This window comes from Alteromonas sp. OM2203, from assembly GCF_048517045.1.
GTDB lineage: Bacteria > Pseudomonadota > Gammaproteobacteria > Enterobacterales > Alteromonadaceae > Alteromonas > Alteromonas gracilis.
This window is the reverse complement of sequence record NZ_CP183209.1, coordinates 1,368,988-1,394,901: the sequence shown is the minus strand read 5'-3', so window position 1 is coordinate 1,394,901 and position 25,914 is coordinate 1,368,988. Positions and strand designations below refer to the sequence as shown.

31 protein-coding genes are annotated in these 25,914 nt (G+C 46.0%); 1 reads left to right on the top strand and 30 read right to left on the bottom strand.

Annotated elements, in window-relative coordinates; all coding sequences use genetic code 11:
* Positions 1-2: 2 nt before the first annotated feature.
* The 17 genes from ACM0P2_RS06265 to ACM0P2_RS06185 form a co-directional block, all read right to left on the bottom strand.
* Positions 3-221 (bottom strand): hypothetical protein, encoded by a 219-nt coding sequence (locus tag ACM0P2_RS06265; protein WP_419227459.1) that lies wholly within the window; start codon positions 219-221, stop codon positions 3-5.
* Positions 218-391, bottom strand: a complete 174-nt coding sequence (locus tag ACM0P2_RS06260) for a hypothetical protein (RefSeq protein WP_419227458.1) — start codon at positions 389-391, stop codon at positions 218-220. Before ACM0P2_RS06260 ends, ACM0P2_RS06265 begins: the two co-directional genes overlap by 4 nt.
* Before the next feature lie 40 nt (positions 392-431).
* A complete protein-coding gene (locus ACM0P2_RS06255) occupies positions 432-698 on the bottom strand; it encodes a hypothetical protein (protein ID WP_419227457.1) in 267 nt (88 codons plus the stop codon).
* A gap of 49 nt (positions 699-747) precedes the next feature.
* The gene (locus ACM0P2_RS06250; protein ID WP_419227456.1) at positions 748-1,146 is read right to left on the bottom strand and encodes a DUF2528 family protein; all 399 of its coding nucleotides are present in this window, start codon (positions 1,144-1,146) and stop codon (positions 748-750) included.
* Between the two features lie 47 nt (positions 1,147-1,193).
* A complete protein-coding gene (locus ACM0P2_RS06245; RefSeq protein ID WP_419227455.1) occupies positions 1,194-1,556 on the bottom strand; it encodes a single-stranded DNA-binding protein in 363 nt (120 codons plus the stop codon).
* Complete coding sequence (locus ACM0P2_RS06240) at positions 1,534-1,725, bottom strand: hypothetical protein (RefSeq protein ID WP_419227454.1); 192 nt, start codon at positions 1,723-1,725, stop codon at positions 1,534-1,536. Before ACM0P2_RS06240 ends, ACM0P2_RS06245 begins: the two co-directional genes overlap by 23 nt.
* Positions 1,722-1,955 (bottom strand): hypothetical protein, encoded by a 234-nt coding sequence (locus ACM0P2_RS06235; RefSeq protein ID WP_419227453.1) that lies wholly within the window; start codon positions 1,953-1,955, stop codon positions 1,722-1,724. Before ACM0P2_RS06235 ends, ACM0P2_RS06240 begins: the two co-directional genes overlap by 4 nt.
* A gap of 214 nt (positions 1,956-2,169) precedes the next feature.
* On the bottom strand, positions 2,170-4,923 hold the full coding sequence (locus ACM0P2_RS06230) for a toprim domain-containing protein (RefSeq protein ID WP_419227452.1): 2,754 nt from the start codon (positions 4,921-4,923) through the stop codon (positions 2,170-2,172).
* Positions 4,924-4,940: 17 nt separating this feature from the next.
* Positions 4,941-5,207, bottom strand: coding sequence for a hypothetical protein (locus ACM0P2_RS06225; protein ID WP_159118122.1), 267 nt, complete (start codon positions 5,205-5,207; stop codon positions 4,941-4,943).
* A 5-nt stretch (positions 5,208-5,212) separates the two neighbouring features.
* Positions 5,213-5,479 carry a hypothetical protein gene (locus tag ACM0P2_RS06220; protein ID WP_419227451.1) on the bottom strand — a complete coding sequence of 89 codons (267 nt, stop codon included), beginning with the start codon at positions 5,477-5,479 and terminating at the stop codon, positions 5,213-5,215.
* Positions 5,469-5,618, bottom strand: a complete 150-nt coding sequence (locus tag ACM0P2_RS06215; RefSeq protein ID WP_419227450.1) for a hypothetical protein — start codon at positions 5,616-5,618, stop codon at positions 5,469-5,471. Before ACM0P2_RS06215 ends, ACM0P2_RS06220 begins: the two co-directional genes overlap by 11 nt.
* On the bottom strand, positions 5,615-6,247 hold the full coding sequence (locus tag ACM0P2_RS06210; RefSeq protein ID WP_159578672.1) for a tyrosine-type recombinase/integrase: 633 nt from the start codon (positions 6,245-6,247) through the stop codon (positions 5,615-5,617). The genes ACM0P2_RS06215 and ACM0P2_RS06210 overlap by 4 nt, the downstream gene beginning before the upstream one ends.
* Positions 6,240-6,422 (bottom strand): hypothetical protein, encoded by a 183-nt coding sequence (locus ACM0P2_RS06205; protein WP_419227449.1) that lies wholly within the window; start codon positions 6,420-6,422, stop codon positions 6,240-6,242. The genes ACM0P2_RS06210 and ACM0P2_RS06205 overlap by 8 nt, the downstream gene beginning before the upstream one ends.
* Positions 6,415-6,669, bottom strand: coding sequence for a hypothetical protein (locus ACM0P2_RS06200; RefSeq protein ID WP_419227448.1), 255 nt, complete (start codon positions 6,667-6,669; stop codon positions 6,415-6,417). The genes ACM0P2_RS06205 and ACM0P2_RS06200 overlap by 8 nt, the downstream gene beginning before the upstream one ends.
* On the bottom strand, positions 6,650-7,156 hold the full coding sequence (locus ACM0P2_RS06195) for a phage regulatory CII family protein (protein WP_419227447.1): 507 nt from the start codon (positions 7,154-7,156) through the stop codon (positions 6,650-6,652). The genes ACM0P2_RS06200 and ACM0P2_RS06195 overlap by 20 nt, the downstream gene beginning before the upstream one ends.
* Entirely contained in the window at positions 7,149-7,586 is a 438-nt protein-coding gene (locus ACM0P2_RS06190; RefSeq protein WP_419227446.1) for a hypothetical protein, read from the bottom strand. Before ACM0P2_RS06190 ends, ACM0P2_RS06195 begins: the two co-directional genes overlap by 8 nt.
* 5 nt (positions 7,587-7,591) lie before the next feature.
* Entirely contained in the window at positions 7,592-7,762 is a 171-nt protein-coding gene (locus tag ACM0P2_RS06185; RefSeq protein WP_419227445.1) for a hypothetical protein, read from the bottom strand.
* Between the two features lie 120 nt (positions 7,763-7,882).
* On the opposite strand from ACM0P2_RS06185, the gene ACM0P2_RS06180 reads away from it, so the two are divergent.
* On the top strand, positions 7,883-8,749 hold the full coding sequence (locus ACM0P2_RS06180) for a hypothetical protein (RefSeq protein ID WP_419227444.1): 867 nt from the start codon (positions 7,883-7,885) through the stop codon (positions 8,747-8,749).
* Here the strand turns inward: ACM0P2_RS06180 and ACM0P2_RS06175 are convergent.
* From ACM0P2_RS06175 to ACM0P2_RS06115, 13 genes are all read right to left on the bottom strand, one after another.
* Positions 8,746-9,285, bottom strand: coding sequence for a hypothetical protein (locus ACM0P2_RS06175; RefSeq protein WP_419227443.1), 540 nt, complete (start codon positions 9,283-9,285; stop codon positions 8,746-8,748). The two genes, ACM0P2_RS06180 and ACM0P2_RS06175, sit on opposite strands and share 4 nt — an antisense overlap.
* Positions 9,278-9,721 (bottom strand): DUF5675 family protein, encoded by a 444-nt coding sequence (locus tag ACM0P2_RS06170; protein ID WP_419227442.1) that lies wholly within the window; start codon positions 9,719-9,721, stop codon positions 9,278-9,280. The genes ACM0P2_RS06175 and ACM0P2_RS06170 overlap by 8 nt, the downstream gene beginning before the upstream one ends.
* Positions 9,718-10,080 carry a hypothetical protein gene (locus ACM0P2_RS06165; RefSeq protein ID WP_419227441.1) on the bottom strand — a complete coding sequence of 121 codons (363 nt, stop codon included), beginning with the start codon at positions 10,078-10,080 and terminating at the stop codon, positions 9,718-9,720. The genes ACM0P2_RS06170 and ACM0P2_RS06165 overlap by 4 nt, the downstream gene beginning before the upstream one ends.
* A gap of 84 nt (positions 10,081-10,164) precedes the next feature.
* A complete protein-coding gene (locus tag ACM0P2_RS06160) occupies positions 10,165-10,428 on the bottom strand; it encodes a hypothetical protein (protein WP_419227440.1) in 264 nt (87 codons plus the stop codon).
* Between the two features lie 13 nt (positions 10,429-10,441).
* Positions 10,442-13,129 carry a PKD domain-containing protein gene (locus ACM0P2_RS06155; RefSeq protein ID WP_419227439.1) on the bottom strand — a complete coding sequence of 896 codons (2,688 nt, stop codon included), beginning with the start codon at positions 13,127-13,129 and terminating at the stop codon, positions 10,442-10,444.
* Positions 13,130-13,140: 11 nt separating this feature from the next.
* Positions 13,141-16,041, bottom strand: coding sequence for a hypothetical protein (locus ACM0P2_RS06150; RefSeq protein ID WP_419227438.1), 2,901 nt, complete (start codon positions 16,039-16,041; stop codon positions 13,141-13,143).
* A complete protein-coding gene (locus ACM0P2_RS06145; RefSeq protein ID WP_419227437.1) occupies positions 16,034-17,458 on the bottom strand; it encodes a hypothetical protein in 1,425 nt (474 codons plus the stop codon). The genes ACM0P2_RS06150 and ACM0P2_RS06145 overlap by 8 nt, the downstream gene beginning before the upstream one ends.
* Positions 17,455-20,748 carry a phage tail protein gene (locus tag ACM0P2_RS06140; protein ID WP_419227436.1) on the bottom strand — a complete coding sequence of 1,098 codons (3,294 nt, stop codon included), beginning with the start codon at positions 20,746-20,748 and terminating at the stop codon, positions 17,455-17,457. Before ACM0P2_RS06140 ends, ACM0P2_RS06145 begins: the two co-directional genes overlap by 4 nt.
* Complete coding sequence (locus ACM0P2_RS06135; RefSeq protein ID WP_159118140.1) at positions 20,748-21,155, bottom strand: DUF6950 family protein; 408 nt, start codon at positions 21,153-21,155, stop codon at positions 20,748-20,750. The genes ACM0P2_RS06140 and ACM0P2_RS06135 overlap by 1 nt, the downstream gene beginning before the upstream one ends.
* Positions 21,152-21,763 (bottom strand): hypothetical protein, encoded by a 612-nt coding sequence (locus ACM0P2_RS06130; RefSeq protein WP_419227435.1) that lies wholly within the window; start codon positions 21,761-21,763, stop codon positions 21,152-21,154. Before ACM0P2_RS06130 ends, ACM0P2_RS06135 begins: the two co-directional genes overlap by 4 nt.
* The gene (locus tag ACM0P2_RS06125) at positions 21,760-22,362 is read right to left on the bottom strand and encodes a hypothetical protein (RefSeq protein WP_159118142.1); all 603 of its coding nucleotides are present in this window, start codon (positions 22,360-22,362) and stop codon (positions 21,760-21,762) included. The genes ACM0P2_RS06130 and ACM0P2_RS06125 overlap by 4 nt, the downstream gene beginning before the upstream one ends.
* On the bottom strand, positions 22,359-25,595 hold the full coding sequence (locus ACM0P2_RS06120; RefSeq protein WP_419227434.1) for a tape measure protein: 3,237 nt from the start codon (positions 25,593-25,595) through the stop codon (positions 22,359-22,361). Before ACM0P2_RS06120 ends, ACM0P2_RS06125 begins: the two co-directional genes overlap by 4 nt.
* Positions 25,582-25,866, bottom strand: coding sequence for a hypothetical protein (locus ACM0P2_RS06115; RefSeq protein WP_419227433.1), 285 nt, complete (start codon positions 25,864-25,866; stop codon positions 25,582-25,584). Before ACM0P2_RS06115 ends, ACM0P2_RS06120 begins: the two co-directional genes overlap by 14 nt.
* Positions 25,867-25,914 lie beyond the last annotated feature (48 nt).

Genomic DNA, 25,914 nt, shown 5'->3' with positions numbered 1-25,914 from the left:
GATCACACCTTAAAAATAACCAGCATTAGCGAGATAGCGCCAACAGCTGCAGAGTAAAATAGGCCCGTTGATAAATGCTGCATTGTGTTTTTGAACCACTGGGGTTCGTGAGCGCAGCTGAAGGCAAACAAGCGAATTGACACTTGCATGCCTACTAACAGGCCGCCAGCACAAGCGCAGCTTATCGCTGCGCAAATGCCAATGAGAACGTAGGCTTTCATTCGTAAAGCTCCCACACCTTTAAGCCCATTTGCTTTGCCATCTCAAAGTCTTCAATGCGGTGGCGCTGTTCACGAGTTACTTTTTTACGTTCTTTCGAGCGCTTGGGAAGCGTGTTGCTGTTTCGGTTGCGTAGTGAACCTACTTGTAGAAATGGGTTTTCTTCAATCATTGCTAGTTCCTTGGTTGTTTATCCCGTCTGGTCCACGGGGTTAATTAGCTTTGCCTTTCCACGAAGTTTCTAAAATGTTGTATTTACATTCGTCGATATTTTCTAGGTAAGTTACTTCGGCTTTGATGGTGTAAACACCTTCTTCTGGTTTAACATGCTTTGGTAAGCGGTCGTGCCAGTCGTCGGTTCCCCAGTTCTCAATGTCGCCGGTGATTGTGTCTGGCGAATCTGAGGTGACACTTAAAACGCACACGCCTAACAGGCCAGTGCATACAACAATTTCTGCTGTATCTATTTCAGTTTGCATCATTAGTTCCTTGATAAATTAAGCCCGCCTGGTCCACGGGCATGGGTTATTACCATTCAGGTGCTTTAGGAATGGAAGGCATAGAATCGACTTCTTCAGCGCTGAAGAAATCAATATCAAGTTCGGGTTCCTCGCAAGAAATAATGGCAATTCCGTGCGAGCCATCCATTTTCGGCCACCCTTCTTGCCCTTCTCCATTATCCCAGTCGAAACAACTCATAACCCCCCAGTGGTTCAGCCCGTAGTTCACGTATTGGAGTGAGAAACATTGCTTGATAAGCATTTTCGCCACTGCTTTACCAACATCCCCATCGGCTTGTGAAAGACGCCATTTGCTATCGCTCCAAAAGTTATTAATTTCATGAAGCATTTCATCTGTGCACTTACTGTGGTCGATAGCAATTTTGCACTCTGCATAACAATGTGTTGCTGAAAAAACTCTAATCATCATTAGTTCCTTAGTTTGTAAGCCCGTCTGGTCCACGGGCATGGGTGTTAAATACCTTGTGCTTCTTTTTTGCCGAGCAGCTGCACGTCGCCGCTTTGGTCTACTATGATTTCGCAAATCGAGCGTTCTTGGCCGTTGCTGTCTGTGTATTCGCGTGTTTTCTTTTTGCCTTCCACATACAACTGATCGCCTTTCATTCTGAACTGCCCGACAATCTCTGCGCGTTTTCCCCAAATGATGCAGCGGTGCCACTCGGTTTCCTCTTTGGCGTTACCGTTTCTGTCCTTAAATATTTCGGTAGTTGCCAGGTTAACCACGCACTTAGCCGTACCATTTGGTAGATATTGAACTTCAGGGTCTGCACCCAAGTTGCCAATTATCTGGACCTTATTTAGTCCTTTTGTCGCCATTGATGCGCCTCCACATTTTGCTTTGTTGAACATGGCGAGAACGACGTTCTGCAACCAGCATCATAAAAATTAATAGAATTAAACACGCTTGTAGTGCGTCACTTTTAAAGTACACCGACGCTACTGTTACAAGCCCCAATAGCGCTAACAGAGCGTTAATCAATTTCACTTGTAAGCCCTCTTTAAAATACGGGTTCTGCGGTGAGGTAAACGGTGCTCACTATGCAGTACTTCACCTGGTAACATTTCGCGCCAGCCTTCCACCACGTTTGGCCCTTTCCCTTCCCATTCAAAATCCTTTGCTGGCCCTTCAAAAAAACTGTCGTCTTGCAGAATGACGCTAACGTTCTGCTCTTCGCTAACAGGCATTCGCCCGAAGTTTGGTAAAAATGACATCATAAAAAAATCCTCAATGGTTGTTGTTAGTTCACTTTAAGGTGTGACACGCAGACGCCCCCACTGCGGCCAGATAGTTTTACAAGTGCATGGCGGCTACTAGGGATGTCCCATGCTGGCGAAGAGGTACGCACAATTTCAAAGTTGTAATTTCCCTTCACAGGGAAATATTTAAATTGGGTACCTACTGGGTAAGTTTTGTTGAAGTATTGCGCTTTCATAACATCGGTTCTCTGTGGGCACGTAGCGTCTCCGGTGCTGTTACGCTAATGCCGTATTGTTCAAGTTTCTTAACGTCTAGCTGTTGCATGTGGCCGCTACGGGTACCGTTAATGCTGCGTACTACGCTGTCGTTGTGAATAACGCCTGCTTGCTCCATTTGGTGTTTAAGTACTCGCGCTGTTTTCACGGGCATGTTGTTGTATTTTTCACGAAGGGCCACGCTGGTAGATAAATGCGCCATCATGTGCTTAACACGCACACATAGGTAACGTGGCTCTTTATCGTTGTGAGGCTCACACTCAAATACATAGGGGTACACGTAACGACCAGCGGCAATTTCGTCCATGATGATTTCAACAATCCAAATCCATGGGTCGCGGTCGTTAGTGGTATCTGAAATGTGGCTGTTCATTTCTGCAATTAGGTCACGTTCGAAGTCGCCGTTAACGTCTTCAATACCTGTAAACGCGGTAAGCAAACGCCATGCAGTCATAAGCGCAGAATAGTTATCTACCATCCGATCGGCGCCCTTATCGTTGTCTTGTGCACGGTTGTAGGCTTTGCACTTCTGCTGTGCTATCTCATAGTTTTCTTGCACCGTTTTACGGCCCAGCTTCGCTAACCATTCCATCCATTCATACATGGGGAACTTAGGTAGGTTCTCGTTAAGCATGGGGCCTTTACGGTTGCTTAAATCGGTGCGCACGGTTTTACCCGTCAAGCTTTCTACCGGCACGTCTTCACCTGCCAGTAACACAGGCGCAGCGATAAGGAACGGGGTTTGAGCACTGCCACGGGTTGTTTCGGTGTAGTTATAGCTTTCTTGCAATAATGAGACGGCTCGTGCAATAACGTCAGCTTTTTTGGCGCTCAGTTCTTCCCAGCCTACGGGATGACTGGTACCTGATACCGACGTCATTAGTCGGTACTCGGTACCAATACTTTGACCACTGAGAATTTTCATGCCCGTGGTACGTGATAAGCGCTTAAGTAACGTTGATTTACCGCTGGCCTTGCCTGCTTGCATTATAAAATGCGGCCAAAAACCTAGATAAAGTTTCAATTGTGCGCCAACTATCCACACTAGCGCTCTGGCTGCAGCGTTGTCCTTGAATGTTTCCTGATAGGCTTCGACCACTTGCCCAGCATGTCCACGCATACCACGAGGAAACGCAAAATTGTGATACGGGCTTTGCTGTGCTGGTTCAGTAAAAAAGCAGTCTTTGCCTTCGTTTACTTTTGGCTTACCTGCCAGATAGCACAGGCCTACAAAGTTGGCCGCTTGCACACTGCCTATACCAATGGTGCGTTCGAATATGTTCAGCATGCGAGAAAACGCACGTGGGTTATAGATAGGGCCGCTTTTACGCCAGGTGTCTAAGTTGTGCAGCTGCTCGTCGTTCATTACTCTTCGCTGCAGCGCTTCATCGTGTCTGGCCGTTTGATACATAGCAACAAATTGAACATGAGGGCTGTCGTCATGCTCCCCAGTAGTCGTTGCGCTGGCACTGGCTATTTCAACACGGCTTAAGCCTGCGACTCTAAAGCCAGCCACATCAACAAATTCTAGTTTTTCTTGGCCGTCGTCGTCTCTCGACATTTTAGCCATGCTGGTAAAGTCGTCTTTAACACGATATTTCCAGTACTGCTGGTAGTCGTGAGTGGGCAACCATAAGCGCGGCTTGTGCGGTTTATCTTCACTGTTGCCGGCTAAGCCTGGTATTAACCACGGCTCACGCTTCTTAAAAGGCTCTTTACTTTGCGAGTCTTTATAAACGTCGTTAGCATCTTGCCCGTATTCCCATTCGCTACGGTCGACAAAAAAGCAAGGCACCCCCGCTGCAAGGCAACCTTCGTGAATGCGCCACTCGGCCTCTGCAGAATAACAACGGTCGGGTCCGGTGGGGTTTCTTTTATCTGGCTTAGGTTCGTCCTTGTCGTAACAACATATTACGGTTTTACCCAAGAATAGCTGCCAGTTTACTTGTACTTGGGTTCCTCTTAGCGCCACGGCACAGGTGGTAGGGTCGCTGCTAAACGCCGCTTCAATACTTAATGCATCTAACGGGCCTTCAACAACATAAACAGTTTTCGCTTGGCGCAGAGCACGGGGGTCTAGCATCCAAAACACGCCATTCTTTTGGCCTAATGATTTGGTTTTCATGCCGCCGTTTAGCTCGGGCACATAGTAGCGATAGTCAACAGCTGCTAGCATTTTGGTATTAGGCTGATACGTAATAAAGCTAACCGCTTCGCCGCCCCAGTGCGGTTCACCTTGGGCAACGTTCGGGTTGGTGTAGTTTGTCCAGCCTAACGTTTTCTGTTTAATACCTTCAGTAATGATGTGATCGGGAATACCACGTTCATTTTTTAGATAAACTCTGCAGCGCTCTTGGTCTTCTAGGCTTTTGCCAGCGATGTATGACAGCTTAGCCATGTCGTCGGTGGCTTCTTCGGTTTCTTCAGGCAGTGTTAAAAACGGTAAAAAATACAGTTGATGCACTTTTTTATTTGCCGCTGGGTAGTCTACGTCGAATACCCACATAGCTAAGTCGATGATGTTGCCGCCGTTCTGATTATCGCGGTCGCGCCATACATCATGCTTAACGCCAATAGTAATTTCTGGCCGTTCTGCGTGGGCGCGTTTCCACAGCTGCTGTTCGCCATTGTCGCTCACTTTGGTGAGGCCCATACGCTCGGCAGCGTTTGGCAGAGTGATGCGTTCTCTTAACTGATCTAACGTCAGCATTTCTTACCTCGTTTTTTTTAATTAAGTGGTGACGGCGTTTCTAAGCGACGGGCAAGCTTCAATACACCCGTTATAACAATGAGCTCAGCGAACTTTTCGATGATTTCCGTGTTATTAACAATGAAATCGCTTAGCGCTTCGGAATTAGGCAGTAATTCGCACCACTCCCCTTCAGACTTGTTTTTCAGCATTTTCAATTGCTGCGACAACTCCGCTTCGGCCGCAGCAATTTGCTCTTCTAACTGTTGCAAATAGTGTTGTGTAAAAGGGTTGTTGTTAGACATGTTGCTTAGCACCCAACCTTTAGCCATTCGCTCACAGTGCGAGTACTCGCGCCTGCATGCATAATTTGCTGAATCGCTTCTACGTTATGTTTTTCAGTGACTAGGCCTGTGTAGCTTTTCTGCATATTCCATTTGCCGGCGCATTTGTCTTCACAATTCACTGTGGCTAGATACACAGGCCCCATGCCAGGCATTTGCAATGGGAAGTAATTTACCCTGGCAAACGTAGTGCGCAGGTTTTCAAGCTGGTTGTATATGTAATTACTGCTCATGGTGAATAAGTCCTTGGCTGCGCTGGTTTTCTAAAAACTTGTCTTCTTGCTCACGTCGCTTGGCATCGGCCAGCAACCGTTCACGCTGACTCGCAATTTCTTCGCGCAGTGGCTTAAACGCTTTTTTCACGAAAATCATAGGGCTGCCTCCTGCATGCTTTTGCGCATGTCGTCTCGACTGGGCTGTGTATAAACTTGGGTGGTCGTAATGTGCTCGTGACCTAATACCTCTTGCACTTCACGCAGCGCTGCGCCGGTTGATGCATTCTGTAAACGACGAACTGCCCACGTGTGGCGAAGCCAATGGGGTGACGCTTTTACGATGCCGGCAACATTGCACCAGTGCGTCATACGCTCCTGATAACTGCGAATACTCATGCGCTGGCGACGTCTAGATAGAATTAGCGCTGTATCGTCGTACGCTTTTTCAGGTGCTGCAGCAATCATGCGCTTGCGAATTTTTAGCAGCGCTTCAAGAGCGCGACGGGCCGCATCGACAAGGTAAATTTCTTGCTTCTTATTTAAGCCGCGCTTGTTGCCTTGCTTGCCACCTTTTTGCATGTGTGAAGCAATGTGCAGGTAGCCTTTATCTAGCGCTAGCAGCGCGTCGTCTACGTTTAGCAAATGCACCGTTTCAACACGACGAGCCGTATAGCGCATTAATAGCATCCAGTTAAGGTCGCGCTCTGCTTCAATGTCTTTGAATTTACGGATGGTGCTAAACAGCACTTTTTCTTCTTCACGGGTGAAACTTTTAACCTCAGCCATGTGCCCGCTCCTTTTGCTGTTGCTTTGCCAGTAAACGTTCTGCTAGTTCATCGCCAAAAAATAAACCTAATGCACCAGGTTTAAGGGTAATAGTTTGATTGGCGCCACAGTTCGTACTTACTGAACGGATGCCAGCCTTGCGCAATGCGGTTGGAATGTTGGTTTCGTTACTCATGGGGCAACTCCATTTTCAACATGCCAGCATTGATGCGCACAATTTCGTGCAAGCCTTTACGTTGACGCTCGTTAAGCTCTGCGTATTGCAGATTAAGCAGCGCCTTTACCATGGTTTCATGCACTTGAAGCTGCATTTTTTGACGTTTAATAATGAGCTGTAGTTGAAGTGGTGACATTTCGCCTTGCTCTCGTTGTGGCGCATCAGCTGCAGGCACAGGTAACATTTCAACGTTTGAATGAGCCATGGTCAGCCTCCGCTTTGTTTTGAAGCACAATTTGCATTTTGAACCAGTGGGCAACTTTGATGTTGCCAGCCCTGGTTATGCTGTTGAGCTCGGTTGGGGTAATTACGTCGTCTTCGATTGCGTCGTAAATGGTTTGGCAGGTCTGCCCTACTGACGCTTGCCACGAACAAAACTGGTCTAGCAATTTGCCTTCTGCCTTCGGGCTAGCATCGACGGGCACAGCAACGAAACCCAGCATGGCGTTAATCTGATAAAGCAGCGAATAACATTGGGTGGTAGCCATCATTTCAATAGCGTCGATTAGCCCTAGCTTATAGCTGGGTAAATTAGGGTTGAGTTCGTTGCGTACTGTATTGGCCGTCTTACCCAATGCGCATGCAAACACCTCTGCAGCGTGTGGGTGGCTTTTGAGTAGCAGGTGCGCAGAATGCAAAACTGCGTTATAATTCCTTGGACTTTGCATTAGATCATCCTCATGGTTATGCATTGTTAGTTCCTGCCATGGGCACCTGGTCCGTGCTCGTGGCAATCACCTCTTCTTCGCTTGTACCAAGCAAATTCAGTTCATCGTCTACCTTCTCGGGGTTAAATGCGTGAAATAACGCTGTGAAGTCGTTTAGTGAAATGGATTGAACGAACGCAATGCAGCCGTCGAACATGAAGAACATTGACGCTTTCATTACATCGCCATCAGGCAAGCTCACTTTAAAATTTCTTATTCTTAGCGACGAGCCGTAGGCCATTTGATAACGGCCAGACTGCATGCACGTTATGCTGTAACCGTTGTTGTCTTTGTCTACGATGGCATTGCAAGAAAGCCTGACTCTCAGCTGGCCTTTGTCGGCATGTGAATTTTTAGACTTTTCTCTTACAGCCGAATGCGCACTGCTGTGCTTTACTTCAGTTAATGAAGGCATGCAGGTTACTCCTGAATTGCAGCTGAAGTGGTTTCAAAATTACGAATGCCTGCCTCGACAGCCAACGCAATGATTTGCGAGTTAGAGCGCTTTTCACGCTTAGCGGCCGCCTTGATACGTTTTTCTAATTCAGCACTGGGGCGAAAACACATAGGTTTGTTTTTTACGCTAGACACTGCGAAATCCTCTTTTTTGAGTTAGTATGTTTACAAATGAATACATTGTTTATTATAGGTTCAATATTTGGGATTTGAATTCATTTATTGGGATTTTTAATACCGATTTTGAATAAGACTATGAATTATCCAAACGAAAAAGAATTTACGCCGCGTCTTGAATGGGTGTTGGCTGACAGAAAAGTAACGCCGTGGGCTAAAAAATTGGGCTTATCATCGGGTACGGCCGCACGATTATTAAGTAACGTGGTGCCAGGTACTGACATTCTGACGGCTATCATGCGCACTGAGCATGTAAACCTGAATTGGTTGCTGGAAGGGAAAGGTACGCCGTTTATGTTAGATAGCTATACGAACGCAGACGCCTTCGAAAATATGTTATCTATTCACGCACAAGACGCCCAATACACTGCATATCTATCCGTTGATATGCAAAGCGGTATGGCTTCGGTTGTATTAATGCAGCCAGCTACGTTCGAATTTAAAAACAAGTCAATTGAATATCAGCAGATAGAAACACTCTATGGCCCGTGCAGAAACCCGTTGGCATTATCCGAGGCATTAAAGGGGTGTGACATTCACAGTTTCAGTTTAACGCAACTTGATGCAATGGCATTTAGCCGTGGTCAGTTCGGTACCTATAAGCTACTGGGCGACGACAAGCGTAAGGGATTGGTGAGTAAATCTGGCGTAGACCTAATGGTGCAGGATGGTAAGAGCGTTTATTTTACTGACGTTAAACGTTGGGAATGTGGCAATAAAACATCTATGGAATGTCTTAAAGCTAAAAACTACACTTTTACCATTGACGATAAATTGGAAGTACTCAATATGGTGATCATGTACGCCGAAGAGCATCATATTGCAGATAAACTGGACAAAGCCACGAAAATGGAAGTGGTAGAAACGCTGGAAGAAATGCATAAGCCCGCATCTGAACTTACTCCTACTGAAATAGAGTTCGCGCTACGGGCCAGTGTTCACTAAGCCCTTTTTTGTGGCCGTTGCCCAAACCACCAAAAGAATATAGTGGTGGCGATGTACGCCACCATTCGCCAAATCTCCATTGCGGCCGCTAAACGAACGTCTTCACCCAGTCCGTCGACTGATTCAACCAGCGCATTGGCTTCTACCAAAATAATAGTAATTGCAACAGCTACGTAAACCGTTAATGAAGGTCGTACGAGTCCCCGTATCACATCAACTACACCAAGTAGGCCAATAATCCACGTTGGAGCTCCGTTCTCTGGCATGTATTGGCGCTTGTCGTGTTCGTAGCTTACGGTTTGCATGGCATAAGCGTTGCTGTCAGCTTGGGCGCTGGCTTCTTGCTGAAGAATACGCAGATTCGCGGTAGATTCTAGTTCTACCATCTTCGCGTCGTGTGCCAGGCGCACATTCTCTTGTTCAATATCCAATGCCCGGGTTTTGTATTGAAACAAGCTTTGCACTGCAGAGCCTAAAATACCCGTTGCACCACCACCCACTACCGCCATTAATGCGTCACCTATCCACTCAATCATGCTGTTTCTCCCAAGCATTGATAATTGTTATGCGTGCTGGTTTGCCAGCAAGAATGTTGTTGAAGTCGCCTATTGCCCTGCGTGTATCGAAAATGGCGCGTTGGTTTTGGTAGGTACCGACGCGGTAACCCATTAATACACAGCCTAGAACGCTAGTCTTAAAGCCTTTTTCTTTGTTGCCGGCAAACGTGCCAGCATGAGCGAGAATACCGCTTCGTTCTGGCACATCTTCAATAATATAAAGGTGAGAGCGGCCACCAATTGGTTTACGGGTTTTCACCAAACGCATTGAGTACGTGCCTGCAGTAATGCAGCTAAGATTGGGTAAGTTATTGCGCCACGGCAATTCAAGAGTGTGTGCAGACCAGGGGCCAATGTAGATATTGCCTGGTGTACCTTGGTCGTCGGTCTCGTGCCGTATTAGCTGAATATTCAAAATTTCAACTCTACTTTGACCAGGCGATCGTTAATGTCTTTGTTCACCAGCTGCTGTTCACGCATCTGCGTTTTGACTTCTTCAAGCTGGCGGCGCCATATTTCTTGATCACGCGCTGCGTCTTCGGTGGTATAGCGTTTTTGATTAACCAGATTAAAGGTGGTGATAATTGGCCCTATGCTAGCTTTAAGCTCGGCCATTTGAATATTGAGTTTTTTAACTTCTTCCTGCAGCTGATTGTCTTTTGACTGAATATCTTCAAACACAAAGTTACTAAGAAAAATTAATAACGACAGTATTAACGTTCCCGAGTTGTGATAGAACCAATTCGTTGGCCCTGTTTTGTCTATGTCTGCCATTACCTTACCTGTTGAAATAACGTAGAAGTTAACAGGTTGCATTTTGACAATTGAACACGCGCAGTGTTAGGGCAATAGTGGCGTCTATTTTATCTTCACAGACGTAACAGCTTCGCGACCTCGGCCCCAATCAATGTGCTTTATTCCTCGTAGTTCAGCCCACTGACGAATAGCGACTTTTATAGGAGGCGATAGGTTACCGTGCCCTAGGTACACGGTAACGCCATCTACCCCTTCAGATTGAGCAATAAATTTAAACACGCCCTCTGGTGATTTCAGTCGCACAATCCTTGCTGTTATGTATTCTTCAACTTCAATATCGTTCAACTGCGTTACCTGATAAGACATGCTTATGCCCTCATTAACCTTGCTTTCTGAAATAAGACGCTTTCTGATATGGCTCTATGACTTTGGCTGTCATTACAAGACCGTCTTTATCGTCGGTGACATACAGCACGAATGTCAGTGTCAAATTACCATTTTCATCCGTTTGCAAATCACCAATTCTGGCTGCGATAACGTCACCACGTATCATGTGAGGGTCGTCGACAGAGCTTATTTTTGACGTTGGTGTGGATATGACTTCGACAGCATGTACACCTGGTTGGTCAAACAAAAAGTAACCCTCTGCAGATGTTTGTATTCCATCGCTAGGGGTAACAAGGAAGCGGAACGCTTCTCGGTTAGAGCGCCCTTCAAATGCTTGTACCGAACCGTCGTTAACCACAGTCCATTGACGTGTATCCAATAGTTTAAGCATTTCGCTAACAGCGAACGCGGCCACATCGATGTTCACGGTACCAGGACTACTTTCTGCACCTTCATCGTCAACAGTAACCAGCTGAAACGTTAAGCGCTGCGACGTTGTTTTGCTGGGCGACGTTGCCGTAGGCCGTGCAGGGTCGTCTAGGTTAAGGGTTACTGTATCGCCAGCAGTTTGTGTCCAGCGCCATTCTACAATTGTGCCGTCGGTATCTTGCGAACCGGTACCGTCGAGCGTGAATTGCGTCGCTGCAGCTACTGATTGGTCGGGGCCAGCGTTGGCTACTGGGGGCTGGTTTGCAGGCTGAGTAACTTCTGTTGTAAAAGCTGCATATCGCAAGTCTGCCGCTTCTATTGCATGAGCATCAGTTTTTAAGTGTGTTCCGTCACCTTCGTTTTCCACATCAATAGGTCGTAAATCGCCGCCAAAGTGACAGTGAGGGTTTTCAGCTATAACTTCATCAAAAGCTTCAAACACCGATGCGGCATTGATATAGTCTGTGCGAGGGAAGTAGGTTAGCCAGTGATCACAACCATAACGGCTATACAGGTCATTTATAATAGCGTTTAAGCCGTTTTTCACCGTAGCTTTATTGCTTGCGCCTTCACCGTAGTCACCACCGCTATTTGATTCACCACCCAAACAAACAGACATATTCAAACCACCAACGCCACTATTGGTAATTGCATCTATAAGCGTTGGGTAAAGGTCATTCGCTGAAGGAATCCATCTGCCTATGCTTGTTCCACCTACTGCTACGTTGATTACACAGACTGGTAAACCAGCATTAGCATAAAGAGTAGCTATTCTAGGCCATGTAGAGCCGTTAGACGAGTTTTGACCTACTGGGTCAGCAAGAGGCTTAAACGCTCCATCTTTATACATGATTGGCGTTATGCCAGTAGTAATTGCTGAAAGTTCGCCTGTTTGGTAGTTGGTTACTCGGCCAGCTTCGTTTGATTGCCACCATGCTCCAATAACTAAAGCCGCAGTAATTTTCTGTACGCTACTCGTGTTATTGGGGAAACCTTCAACCCATACGATTAAATTTTTCTGCTTTAAAACCGGAACAGTACCACTAAACGTAGTTGAAGGGTTTTCATCTAGCACGTAGCTAGTATTCCCGCCGTCAAGTGAGTAAAACACTCTAGCGCCGTCCGGCAAGTCAGTGATTACACCGGATACTTGAAAATTGGCGATACCGTTCTGGTCTATTTTCTGACAAGCGTAATCCGTATGGCTAGTTATAGATATTGTTGGCTCGGCCCCTGCTGCCCCATAAACGCCTGTTGAAGTATCGTTTGCTACGTGAGGTGCTAAGTGATTCCAGACCTCCGCGTAACCGTCTGCGTTCGGATACTTAGCATCTGCCATATTTCCAGCGCTATTCGCAATATCATAAGTACCCATTGCCGGAGCAGTACGAGCATCAAGTATGATTGTATTTTCGTACAAGGTATTCAACGATTGTATAGCGGCGGGTAGGTAACTTGCCCCAGTGTCACGCTCGTTAGGGATAGTTAGAAATACCGTACAGGTAGGTTTTGCAGCGTAAATAGCATCCAGCAACGAAGACATTTTTGTTACAAAGTCTGTTTGTGATACTCCGGAAGCAACATCATTATTCCCGAAGTTGAAAATTACTTTGTCGAAAGGCTCCGTTGCTACGGCATTCAAAAGCTCCCACGGTCTAACGTCTGTAATGTCGTTTGTATTAAACCCGTTACCTGCCCAAGGTATAATCACTGTGTCGCTTGCAGCGTTCCAAGCTTCGGCGTAAATTAAAAATGAACCAACAGAGGCAGAGGTTAATTCAACAGTATGCTGGCCTAAAGAAAGACCAGAAATCTCTATCCTTTCTAGCCTGTTATTGCTGTCATTTTCATCAACGACAAACCAATCACCTCCGTCTACTCGGTAACTCATGTTGGCGTAGCTTCTAACCGGGAAACCTAAAGCTATATCCGTTACGTCTTCAAACGTAAACGTCATAGACCCGCCAGCTAACGTTCTAAACCATGATCTACCAATCGTAGGGGCATTAAACTCGGTAATATCAGACACCGAAAGTTGTACACCGGAATCAGTTAGTGAGGATATTAACGGAGACAAGTAGCCGTTTATCCTCCCTACACCTACCACGGCTTTTGATTCTGCGTTAGGCATAGCTCCGGCTAAAATCCCTAACGGCGATAATACGCGAGCACCATCAAAGTTTAGTGATCCGGTGCCAGCCCCAAAGCCCAGTACGGTTTCATCGCCGATCATTAATATACGTTGTGGCATTCTCTATCTCTCTATACTGTAATTGAAATTGAAATTGTGTTAGACCACGCGCCAATAAGCGCACCGTTAAGACATCGGCATCTGATCTTATATGTGCCTGAAGAAAAATTAAGTGTTCTCTCGAATGCGCCTATAACACCGGGCAAGCCAACATTAGGAACGTTGAGCGTTGACCAATTAGCCCCGCTATCACTTGACACTTCAAACTCCATATCAGTCATAGCAACGCGGCAGTAGTCTTTTATTGTTGGGTAGGTTTTTAATATATCTGTACTTTCTGTGAACACATGGATAACACCTGTATTGCTGTACTTAGTGTGGTGTGGATTCACTTGTTTTTTCAGTTGCTCAATGCTTACACCTCTTTGCCCGTCAAAATGACAATTCCAAACGTTAGTAAGGCTGTGGGCGTGAGTTGGCGCTATACAATCTTTAGTACCGTCTGTTCTCACAAAGTCGCTATTAGCGACTAAGTTCGTGGCTACATTGTGCGTTCTTAAACTACGATAAGCCCCATAGAAAAGACTGTGATTTACTTCCATCCTTTTCTTGGTGTCTATGATCCCATCAGTGGCATTTTTACCGACCATACCAAGAACATAAGCTTCGGAACCATAGTTTTCAAAATTAGATTGACCGTTAAAAACCATTATGTCGCAGTTGCCGAACTCGCTAGTGTACGAGCCGTTATTTGATGTAAGCCCTAAATCACCTTTCACATAACAAGCTTGTATCTTATTAAAATGAGGGCCGCCATTTTGAGAAGGAGAAAGCGCACTTTGGTATCTTTCATAATCTCCTGTGTAGCCACCTGTTACGCTCAGTTTCCAAACATCGAGGTTATTGCCACCGCGTAAATTAATAGCGGTTTTCTTGGCTGCTGCACTGACATTTTCAAAAAGGTAACTTCCACCATCGTTATCCCAGTAACCGTCACGATTACCGTAATTCAGTTCACCAGTTATAGTGACTCTTGGTGTTTCCAAATCCTTTAATCGCGCAATCGGATCTAGATACCAAATAAGTTCAACGTTTGAACCGTTCACTGTGGCTTCTAACTCTGGTACGGCTGGTGTTTCAGTTCTAAGTAGCTTACGCACATAAACGTTCAACACATCACCTGCGTAGCTTTGCCCTGCTATTGTGATATCTGTTGCGTTAGCTGGCGCACGAATAAGCCACACTTCTGTACCTTCTAAACTATGACTGTACTGACCTTGTGCGCTGCCAATTGAAGGCAAAACGCCACCAGAAGTTCTGCCCTCTAGCTTTAACGATATTTGGTAAATCTCACCCTCTTCAAAAGCGTAGTTAGCACTTAGCGAAGTGTTAGCGTTATTAGCTGTATATCGCTCTCCATCCTTTGACCAACCGCTACCGCTAAAGCTATCGGGTTGAACCACTTTTGCGCCTACTTCTGGTGAGGGGTAAATTTCAAAACGGTGGGTATAAATATTCTCTTCCGTAGAATAGCGAAAGTAATCCGTTGCCATTTCACCTGGGTCTAGATGCAAAAAAGCTTCACAAGGGTTATAACGAACACCGCTTGGCTTATCAGGGGCTATTTTTGCACCACTAGGTAGGGTTATTACACTACCAAACGGTTGAGTGTTCCCTTGTACCGAAATAGCTTCACGCATACGAGGAATATGCTCGAAAGGCATATAAAGCATTTTGTTGGCGTAAACAGGTAATGGATCGGTAACCGATTCTGCTTTTTCACCGCGCCAACTTTCACCTAGAAACAAGTTAATAGTCTCGTTGTAAAGCACACCATTAATGGTAACGTTATTCAAAACAATGGTAGAGGCGCCTATTGCAGTTGCAAAAGGTAGCGGTAACTTCAACTGGTAGTCTCCACCGTTTACTGTCACGGTAGAACCTTCGCCCATAACAACCACGCCTAAACCTCCGGTTTCATCAAGGTTACAACCGCAGTTATTAAGTTCACCGTCTTTTTCAAAATAATATGCGTAGCTGTCACCCTCTATTTGACGTAGGAACGTAACCATACAATCACGAGCAGTGGCATATTCTCCGAAGTAGATACCAGCACCACATTTATCTGTTACTAAGCCTTTCACATCAGCTTCGCAGTAAAACTTAAATGCGCTACCGCTAAAGCCGTTAATGGTGTTGTAGCGAACCGTTGCTTCTGCACCAGACTCAAACACCACTCCGTGATATAGCGTCTTAGTTTCATCAAACTGGTGATACGTGTTATCAATAGTTAGCGCGATTACTTCTACTTCGCTATGGCCTGCACCCACTGTTAAGCCACAATCACCTTCACCTGTTGAATGAATATCTTGCAAAGAAACGTTGCTGGACGCTAAAGGTACATCAAGCATTTTTGCTATCACGCCGATAAACGTAATATTACGTAACACCCAACCAATCATGCGGTAGCCCTCAGTTTTAATAAGTGGCGTGTTGATAAGCACAGCGTCTTGAACTGTTATCCCTTCAACCTGTGCTGTTAATTCAATTGCAGGGTCTGAGTCTTTCATTTTCAGACCAAATAAACGGTAATGGTCTGCGCTAATTTCTAAAAAAGAATTAACGTTGTTAACGATGTATGGGGCGTGATTTTCAAGGCTTGTATCAACGTCTGATACGCCTTTTTGAATGCCAAAGTAGAACGAGAGCGGGGCTGATTTTGTGCCTGCAATATCAAGCAACCAAGGATCACGAATAGGATGCCAGTCACGGATCAGGTTTTTGTCTGCACCTATGTAAAAGTTATCGCCGGGTTCTACTCGCCAAGCTGGGTTTATGTCGTCGGGGTCAGATGAACCATAAGTACGGTGAAAAATCTCGTTAAATTCTTGTGGTGAGTTGCAATCAAGCCATTCTTCGCCTTCGGTCCAGCCATCATCGGTTTGCCGGTTCGTATCAAATAATCTATTCATAGCCTTTTACCCTCAAACGCAATGACTCAATTCTTACCGTGCCAGTAATAGGGGCAAAGCTAGCTTGTCTTTTTAAATAAATTCGCTCTTGCTCAATAATAAAGCGGTAAGTACCCTCAAAATAGGTGTAGTAGTCAGCGTTATTGCTTACTGTTAACGCCATTGTTTTAGTTACATCGGTAACGAGCACCATTTCAAAGTCGTAGTCATCCCAATTCTCGCTGAACAGCCTTAAAGCATCAGCACTACCACTCGCATTGTTTACTGTAAATAATCGAGGGTCTTGTGAATCTTGCGACCAACTAGAACCCATCGAATAAGGCGTGGCTGGCATAACGTCTTCGCTGTACCAATCACCGTCTTGTCTTAGCGTAAATTGCTTAAATTGGTTTGGCGCTTTGCTACCATCACTTTCGCCGTAATAAGCATTAATAGATGGAAAGCTGCTTCTCGCAGTAGATAAGGTTTCAAAACCTTCATCAGTTTCTATGTAGTCGATAAGACCAATGAACGAACTTCCAAACGATGTAACGCTTGTAACTGTTGAAGTTATCGTGTGCCACTGATAGTTATCCAGCGAAGGGTTATCAGGTAGACCGTTTCCACCGTTCCCCATTGGGTAAACACGCAAGGTCAAACTACCTGTGTACGCACTGTCAAACCAAATACGCTTACCGTTTGTCGTAAGTAAAAATTCACGCTTTTCAACAATGTTTGATATGGGTAACCACTCATCAGTTAATGCTACATAAGCCACTTGGCGTACATCATCAAACAACATTTCTCGTCTGTTGTTAGGTGAATACGTAGGAATATCTACCGTCTTTTTAAGTGTTGGGTAATCACTCAAAATATGCGTAAGACTTGGGTTTTGCTTTAATGGTGGGCTTAGTGCCTGCGTTCGTTTATTGTCCGTATCGATATCATCGGGCAGTTGTTCAACCGAAACTTTACCGCCCACTTCCGAAAAATTAGGAAAACGAGTTGCAGTTTCTGGCAATACTTCATTTATATCACCTTGCACTTGCTCCCAAGTAGGCCACTGTGTAGCGGTCGCAGGGGGATCGACAATCATTGAAAAGCTAATTTCACTAACATTACCAGGACCATCACCGTATGCTTCGGCTAGTCCGTTTTGTGCTTCTGTTAGTGAAGTAATAGCGGACAATAAGACATTGTTTTGACCAAGCGGTATAAGGGTCGCGCTTTTCTCTACTATGTCATTGCCCGTATAAGCAATAGCCAGCGTTAAGGTGCGATTAACGGTGTTTCCGCTTGTAACCACTCGAGGTCTATCACCTGCAATGAAAATCACGCTACCCGGCACTACTGAGAAGTTAGAATCGTTGGTGTTTATCTGTACCAGATTACTATTGTTTGTAAGTGTAACGCTTGGGAATTCTCTCACTGCGCTCATGACGGACGCCCCTCGACGCTAATGAGACTCAACCTTTGAGAGTCGATAAATTGCTGCAATAGCGCACGTTGTTGTCCTGTAACCCTCAGACGGTATGAAAATGTTCCCAGTGAAGTATTAGTATCTGTATAAGTGAATGAACCTCCCGTTCTATCTCTTTGATTACAACTAGGCTCAGCTCTATCATCCTGATAGAACTCGTTATACTCCACTGTGCCTGTAATAACTTTTCGCTGAAGTTCTGACCATCCCCCACCACCAAGGCTACGTTCAAGAATAAGCGTGGCTTGGGGAACGAAACTTGAATCTGTAGGGCACGCACCATCAGACGTGTGGTTTCCATCCCACCCAAAACTGCAGCTAACCGTTTTAGGGTTACCGTTAGTTGTGAATGGGCCAACTTCCACTGAAGGGTTAAGAGTTAGAAGTGTTGAGTCGCCACCGTTTATCAATTCCCCCGTTGTTAATGAGCCTCCTAGATATTCATTAGCAAAACTGTCCTTCCAACCGAATCTACCGTTTGATTTGCGAAGCTGGCTGTAGTCTGGCTCACCGTCTGTATTTAAAATAGGGTCGCCTTCCCATATCACTAAATTATCAGGCCCAAACCCGTCATAGTCTTGAACACGCATAAAATGCTCACGAACGGTTACTTCCCGAGCTGCTCTAATAGTTCCCGTAAACTCAGTATTTGCACCTATTTCTAACTTGCCAGTAATAGTATTGAGGTTAAAAAATACTACGCCGGCTTGACTGGCGAACTTAAGGTTGTCCATGTAAAGGTGAATTGATGAATTGTTGTTCCCGCCCTGAATACTTAAGCCCGTAAACTCTTCGTTTTCGTCTACAACGCCAAGGTAATAGGTGCCGCCTAACTCGCCAATCTGATTTTCAAGTGCTTGCATGAAGTTGATGACTGATAGTTCGTCACCATCTTTGTTCACTACCTTTACTTCGTCAAATGCTCGAACTAGGGGGGCACCCACTATCCAATCGCCGTTTTCATCTTCATAACCGATATTCACCTGCTTGAACTCAGTAAATTGTGCCGAGACGGTTTTGGTACCTACTTTTTGTTTAAGGCCGATTATCTCTGTGCTGTTTATCTGGTTCGCGCTTACTGCTTCGGTAACGTTGTATATAAGCTGCTGGTAGTCGTCACCTTGCTCACTGGTTTGGGTACTCCAATAAGACACATCATTAGTAATCGCTTCAATGTGATCACCCAGTGCTGCGGGTAAGCCAGGCCACTGCACCAAAGCAAAGGTTTCTGGCACAAAATCTTGTGCATCAATACCAATCAGGTTGGGAATAGTCACCGATAACCAATTAGGGTCTGCAGCTGTGTCGTTTACCAGTCGGTACCAAACCGTTACCGTGCCGTTGTGCGGCGTGTTGGTGATAGTAATTGTGAGGTTACGGCCAGCATTAATGGCGTCGTCAAAGTTCTCTTGTGTACTACCTTCAAATGAGTACTTCCATTCGTAGGTTGCTCGGCCATTCGGTGGAGTTGGCCCATTAACTATTACGCGCCCTGGCAAAATATTAATGCCAATGTCATCGGTCGGGGTTGATGTCGCTCCTACGTTAAACGCCTTTTGTGTAGCCACACTGTTTTTTTCAAAGCGGTTCTGAGCAGAAATTGCAACGCTGTAGTCGCCCAATGCTAAATTGTTAATATCCAATGCAGGTAGCGTCGGGTAATAGACCTGGCTAAAACTATCTGCAGGTTGTTTGGTGATTAGCACCACGTAACGGCGAACGCTATCTGGTGCACTATGCTCCCACGTTAGTAAACCTTGCCGATAAGCATCGTTTGGCGTTGGCGAATAATTAATATTCTGTGGCGCTGACACGTACGTATTGTCTATGTCAGTGTTTGGCGTTAAGTCTCGCTCTGAAGGTATAACGCTATCGCTATAAATCTCTGCAGTTGTTTCTTGTAGAACCAATGTCCAAGTAAATGATTCAGTGTCAAAGTCGAAGTCGATAACTTCGTATTCTTTACCGATAATATTGTGCTCTTTAAACTCAATGTTCACCACTTTGCCAGGCGAACACTTAATACCTTTCCAGCCAACCACGACCTTAAGCGTATCGCCAGCGGCTAACCGTTCCATGTAGACTCGATTTAAGCGCTGACACATGGTGTCAGAATTGGTGAATGCCAATTGCCTTGCATGCTGAAGATATTTTTTATCGCGTGTATCACGGTAATATTCACTGAAGATTTCAGTGCTATTGGTTTCTTGATAAAAGGAATCAGGGTCGATGAATTTGGCAACAACAGCATTGCACCTGTCTTCAAGCGGTGTGTATGGCTGACGGTCTACGTCAGCTTTTAAATCATCTTCAGTTAGTGTAACGGTTGCAGGACCTCGATAAGCTGCAGTTAAAAGCCAATACTTACCGCCAGCTTCAACCCAGCGACCACCGCAGCTTTTAAGTAGCTCGTCCTCAACAATCCGTTGCCCTTGTGATAGGTCTATTACACCGTTACAAGTCCAGCGCTTTTCAGTGTGCGTATCGCCGTTCTTATCTTCGAAGCTAATAACTTCATCGCATAAATTTGCTTCGTAGGCCAAGTTAGTCAGGTCAAACATTTCAATGGGTAATACTTCGTCACCGCCGAAGCGCTTCCAGTACAAATTGATAAGAACAGGGTTTTCGGTCCATTCCCACGTACTTTGGTCATCGGCTCTATGGTCACCGCTGCCCCCTACACTACTGTCTTTTCTTGGGTCGTAGCACTTTATGCCGGCAACTAAAAATTTAACGTCCTGTACGCCGTTCGGGAAGATGTCAGGGTTCACTTCGTACTTGTGATAAGCGTACGTTATGCCGAAACCTATGCAGTCTTCATCTACATTGGTCATTTCTGTACGGGCAGTAGCGTTTGCTGTTGTTTGGTCACCTAGCGCCACTTGAATTCTGTAGCCGTTACCACTTAGTGAAGACGTGTCTTTTCCATCAAGCTGGTAAAGCTCTACGCTCTCACAAGGGTGTGCAGCCAATGGTGTGAAGAACAAGTTGTATTCTTTCTTATTAAGCGTGCGCTTTTGGTACTTAGTAATAGGCCCACTTGTCACTGTTTTGCCTACAATCATAAGTCGCGGTGAATTACTTTCTGTGCGCAGGTCTTGGTGGCCAGTGCCAAGGGCGCTGGTATCTGGTATTTCTGGCTGAAGCAGTGAGCCGAACACACCACTAATTAAACCAAACGCAAATTTTAGACCGCCGCCGACTAAGCCAACCAATGCGCCACCAACAGCTTCAACCGCTTTACCCACTAGCCAACCCTCCAAACATTTTTAATTAAAAGTGGAGAGAATGTTTCTATCCCATATTCACCCGGGGCGAGTACTTCACCAAACATAACGCCTGCTATGTCTCTGCCGTCATTTTCAAATAAAACAACATCACCGCGACGCACCTCTAGCCTTGAAACGGTTGAACCAAAAGCGTGGGTTAGTACCGCTTCTACACTATCGAATCCCTGCTTTTTCAATTGTTTCATAGCGCCAAGTTCGCTCTTGTATTTGCCGCGAAACGTGGCTGCAGGATCAACACCTGTAATAGCAAGCGCCATGTCAGCTACAAACAAACAGCAGTCATTCACACCCCACTCAAAGGGCGTGTGCTTTTTACTTTTTACAAAATCTGTCAGACGAACTGTCCAGTCAGTGTGTCTTATCATCGCTGCCTCGTTGTTGTACCGCCACCTCTACCACCGCGGCCACCACTGCTTACGGCGTTACTTCCGCTGTAACTACTTAGCGGCCCTTTAGCTACGGCTTCGACGTCATCTAGAAAGCTGTCGTTAGGGTAAATTGCACGCTGACTCGCTGCGCTGTACGTGGTGTAGCGTTTTGGTTGGCTCCATCGATGGGTGTAGCTAACACATTCGACAGAAATAGTCGGTGGAGCGCTGTACTTGGCAGGGGTGTTGTTGACGATGCCGAGATAGATAAGCTGCTTTGCAACCAGCTGCTGGTCGTCATTAAAGACGCCAAGGTACAAACGCACTTCCCCGCCTGCCGCATCATTTTTAAGCGCCTCAGCAAGTACCGACGTGTCGGGGGTAATAAGTGTTAGCGTTACTCGAGGAGCGCTACCCTCTTTAATTACACTTACCATTCCATTGTTAGCTACGCCCCAATAGGTTTCGCCGTCTGATTTGATTGGGCCTGCACCATTGTGAAACCGCGCCATGCCAGCAGGCCACTCGATAGTACCCATAATGCAGGCGCACTTTTCAGATTGGCTAAGAATGGCTTCAACTTGCGGTTTGAGGTGATAAGTCATGCGCGAATACTCGTGTAGCCGCTGATAGAAAAATCATTCAGCACCAGTTTTCGTTGCGCGAAGCTCGGCCCCTGCTGGTTGTCAGGCAGCATCATTTTATTCATTGGGTCGTTAACGACTAAGCCGGTACCGCTTATCGGAATACTTAGCAATTGAGGCCTAAAGCGAAGCGTACATTCACCGATGTTGTCGGCAACGGCATCTTCTAAAAGTTTGTATAGATAGTTGTCTAGCTGGAAACGATCGCCAGCAGGCGCTATCAATGTGTTAGGAATGGCGTTCTTAATTTTTAATACCGTGCCTGATTGGTCGTTTCCATCAACCACGATGTTACCTGCCCAGTCACCTAACTGAGTATGGGTACTATCCCACATCATAAATTCGCCGCGGCTACCGTCTAACGAATCAATAAAGTTTGAAAGCTCTCGCCCTTGTGCATATCGAACCTTCGACCATGAACCGCTAAAGGTCCAATAAGCACCTGGTCGTGTCCACACTTCAGAGGTTCGCCCAGGGCCAGTCGATACACTTGAATTGGGTACAATTTTAAATTGCAGGGATGAAGGCAAAATATGCCGTGGGAAAATAGGTAAACTCATCGCGATGCCCTATAACCTGAATACACTGGGCCTGTACCCGTCTTAAATTGCTGACCGACTTTCGCTAACGTTTCTTGCTGCTGACGTTCAAGAATAGGTGCTAGCTGCGTCATTACCTCTTCAGTGTTGCCACCTGAAACATTGATTGTTCTGTTGTCGTTGAATACAACGCTGCGCCCACCGCCATCGTTGGCCGCTTGTCTGTTTAAAATGTTGGCGGTGTCTACACGGCTAGTAACGGTCGCTGGGCCTTTTACGAATTCAGGGCCATATTCACCGGCAATACCGAACTTACCTGATGGAATGTGACCACCTTTATCAAATAAACCTGCAAACATTGCGGCAATGGCTGCGCCTACTGCGGCAATGGCTGCTATTGAACCTATTGAGTTTGTACCAGCTGTTGCCAGAGTGGTGGCCGCTGCAGCTGGAGCCATGGATGCAGTAATAGCCGCACCTGATGCTGTTGCAGCTGCTGTTGCTGTTGCCGCTTCCGATGTGGCCGCCGTAGAGTTTATTGCAGCAAGCACTAAGCGTTTCGCGCCAATTTCAATTAATGTTGCTACAACATGCTTACCCATGCTTTGGAATACATTTCGTAAACCATCGCCTAAGTTTTCACTTTCAAAAATCGCGTCAGCAGTTGCGGTACCAATACCAGAAGCAAAGCGGTCAAACGTATCTGACCACATAGCATCAATTTCAGTTTTGGTTCCCGACTGAATGGATGTCATAGCGCTAGAGTGCCGGCGCTGCTCTGCTTCAATAAGCTGGTTGATTTCTTGGCGTTTCGCCAGGTCATTTTGAGGCAGGCTATCGCGGTACGTTTCTAGGTCTGTGATATTGCTCTTATGATTAGCCTGTTCTCGTTGTTGAGGGGTCATGGTGCCAACAGCAATGCTCTCTACACGAGACTGCAAGGCTTTAGCTTGTGCTAAGTTGTCGAGCTCTTTAGCTTGTAGAAGCAGTTTCTTTTTCAGCTCGTCATTAACGTTTTGTAGTGCACCAAACTCAATGTCGTATCTAACTTGGGCTTCACGGCTTGTACTGCCGTAAAGGCTGATTTCTTCTTTCTGCTTAGCTAGCAGCTTGTCAACTTCATCTTTCAGTGCTGTGGCTGCATTCTTTTGTTGGGTACGTGCATCAATGTCACTCTTGTGGGAGTCGAGTTTTTTAGCCGCAAGAATAAGTGCTTCTTTTTCAGCTGCAGTTAAATCCTTAAGCGAACCGTGTGTGGTTTCATAAGAGACACGGGCTTCTTCACCCACTTGACCGTAAAGCACACGTTGACGCTCTAAGTCGGCCAGAAGCTTGGCGGCCGCTTCGCGCTGCTTTGTTATTTCATCGGTATTAACGATAGGGTCGTTAGATGCATTACCTTTGGCAAGAATGGCCTGCAGCTGTGCGATAACGTCTGTCAGCCTCTGTACTTCTTTTTCAGCGGCTATAACGTCTTCAGTTGTGGTCTTAAAATAAGGATTATCGAAACGCTTACGCAGTTCTTCGGCTTGCTGTTTGGCAAGTTCTAACTGGCCTGTATAGCGCTGTAGTGCACCAACAGCTTGGGTTTTGGTGTACTGGGAAAACGGATTCAACGTATTTTGAAGCGCTTTTACTTCATCGTTAAGTTGTTTAGTGCTGTTTTTAGCATCATCAGAAGACGTCGCCCACTCATATAATGCGTAGGTACCTAATAGTACAACACCAGGTATACCCCCTATTGCCGCCCATAAGCCACGTGCTACGGCTGTGGCCGTTCGTCCTACCACTGAATATTGTGCAGTAGCTACGTTCAAAGCATTTTGGCTGGCAATAACCGCTTGGTTTGCGGTTGCTAAGCGAGTAAGTGCACCAGCACGAAGTGTGTCGTTGCTGGCAACTTCTAGTGAACGTTTAGCCGCTAACTGAAGTGACAAATTATGTTCATGCTGCTTTTTGGCCGCCGCTAGTGTTGACGCTGTTGCACTTTGTTGTGCCATTGTCTTTCGGCCAAGTTCAACGCCGTAGTTGCTTAAAGCAGCGGCACCACGAACCAATGCAACGGCTGTTAATGTCTCGACCGCTGTAGTGAGTGTTTCGGCGTTGTCTCTTACAAATATTAACGCTTCGCCTGTGGTTTCAAGCAACGTGCCGTAGGCATCACTAATAGGTTGTTCAAACGCTGCTATGGTTTGAACACGTAAATTTTCTAGCGCGTTTTCTTGCGCAGTAATGTTGTCGATATTGGCTTTTGCAGCACCGTCGTATTCTCCCAGTGCCTTAATAAGATCATCACGGAACATGGCGCTGGTTACTTCACCTTCTAAAACCAAATCACGGTACGTTTTGCCCTGCAGACCAGCCGCTTTCGTAATGGACTGCATTAAACCGGGTATTGGCTCCATCACTTGGTTAAATTCAGCGGTTTGTACTGTGGGCTGTGAAAGCGCTTGGCCCAAGCCATACATTAGGTTGCCCAGCTGGTCGGTGCTAACACCCAGTGCGCTTTGCGCATTACTTAAGCCCGTCATTAGCTGATACTGTTGCTGCTGATTAATAATATCGCCTTTGCGAAGCGCAGCGAGGCTGGCATAACTCTCGCCCATAACCAGTACAGACTTGCCATGATCATCTGCTAGCTGCGTTAAGAAACTCAGTGAATTAGCGTAGTCTTGGGTGTCTACGCTTAAGAAGCGAAGGCGTGTGCTGAACTGCTGATAATCAGAAAGGGTGTCTTTAATATTTACCGCGGCATTCTGCGCTGCAAGCACACCAAAAGCACCGGCAATGTAACCGCCAAGTGGCCGAACGGCTGCGCCCAGGCTTCGGCTTTGTACTTCAAGTTGCTTAATGTTTCGCGTTGCTGCAGATGCTGACGTATCAGTAGTACGTAAACTGCGAGATAAACTGCTTTGACTGGCAATAACGTCGCGCATTTCGCGCTGTAATTGCTCTAACACTTGCTCATAACGGTCTAGGCCATCACGGGCGGCATTCGTGTTTTGCTTAGAAAGACTAACTTCCTTGTTAAGTGCGGCCTGTTGGCTCACTAATTCCTTTAGATGATTATCCAACTTACCAACCGCGTTTTCCAAAGTGGTAAAACTGCCAGCTTGGCTAGTGGCTTGCGAGGTACCACGGGTAAGCTCTTTATTAAGGGCTACCTGCTGTGCAATGGCCTGCTGATACTCCTTGCGCATACCTTTAGTATTGGCAAGTAAGTTAATCATTATATCTAGGTCACTTTTGCTCACTGGCACGCTCGTTAAGTGTTGAGACTACGTGACGGCTAAGAATTCTTAACTTTTGGTAGTCCAATTTGCTGTACTTGCGGCCTGTTGCTTGTGCATCGGCCATTACTGCAGGGATATCTAGCGCAACTCTGAAACCTTCGGTGTAAACCCATAGGTCATCAACATCTAAAAACCAGTAAAATGCAGCTTGGTTTTCAGGAAGAAGTTCTAGCACTCGGTCTTGGAAGTCTTCGTCTTCTTGGAGAACCGCTTTTATCTGCGCTTCGTCCATCCCGTAGCCGTCTCTTAATTGCGCTATGTATTCCTGTTTGTCGCTACT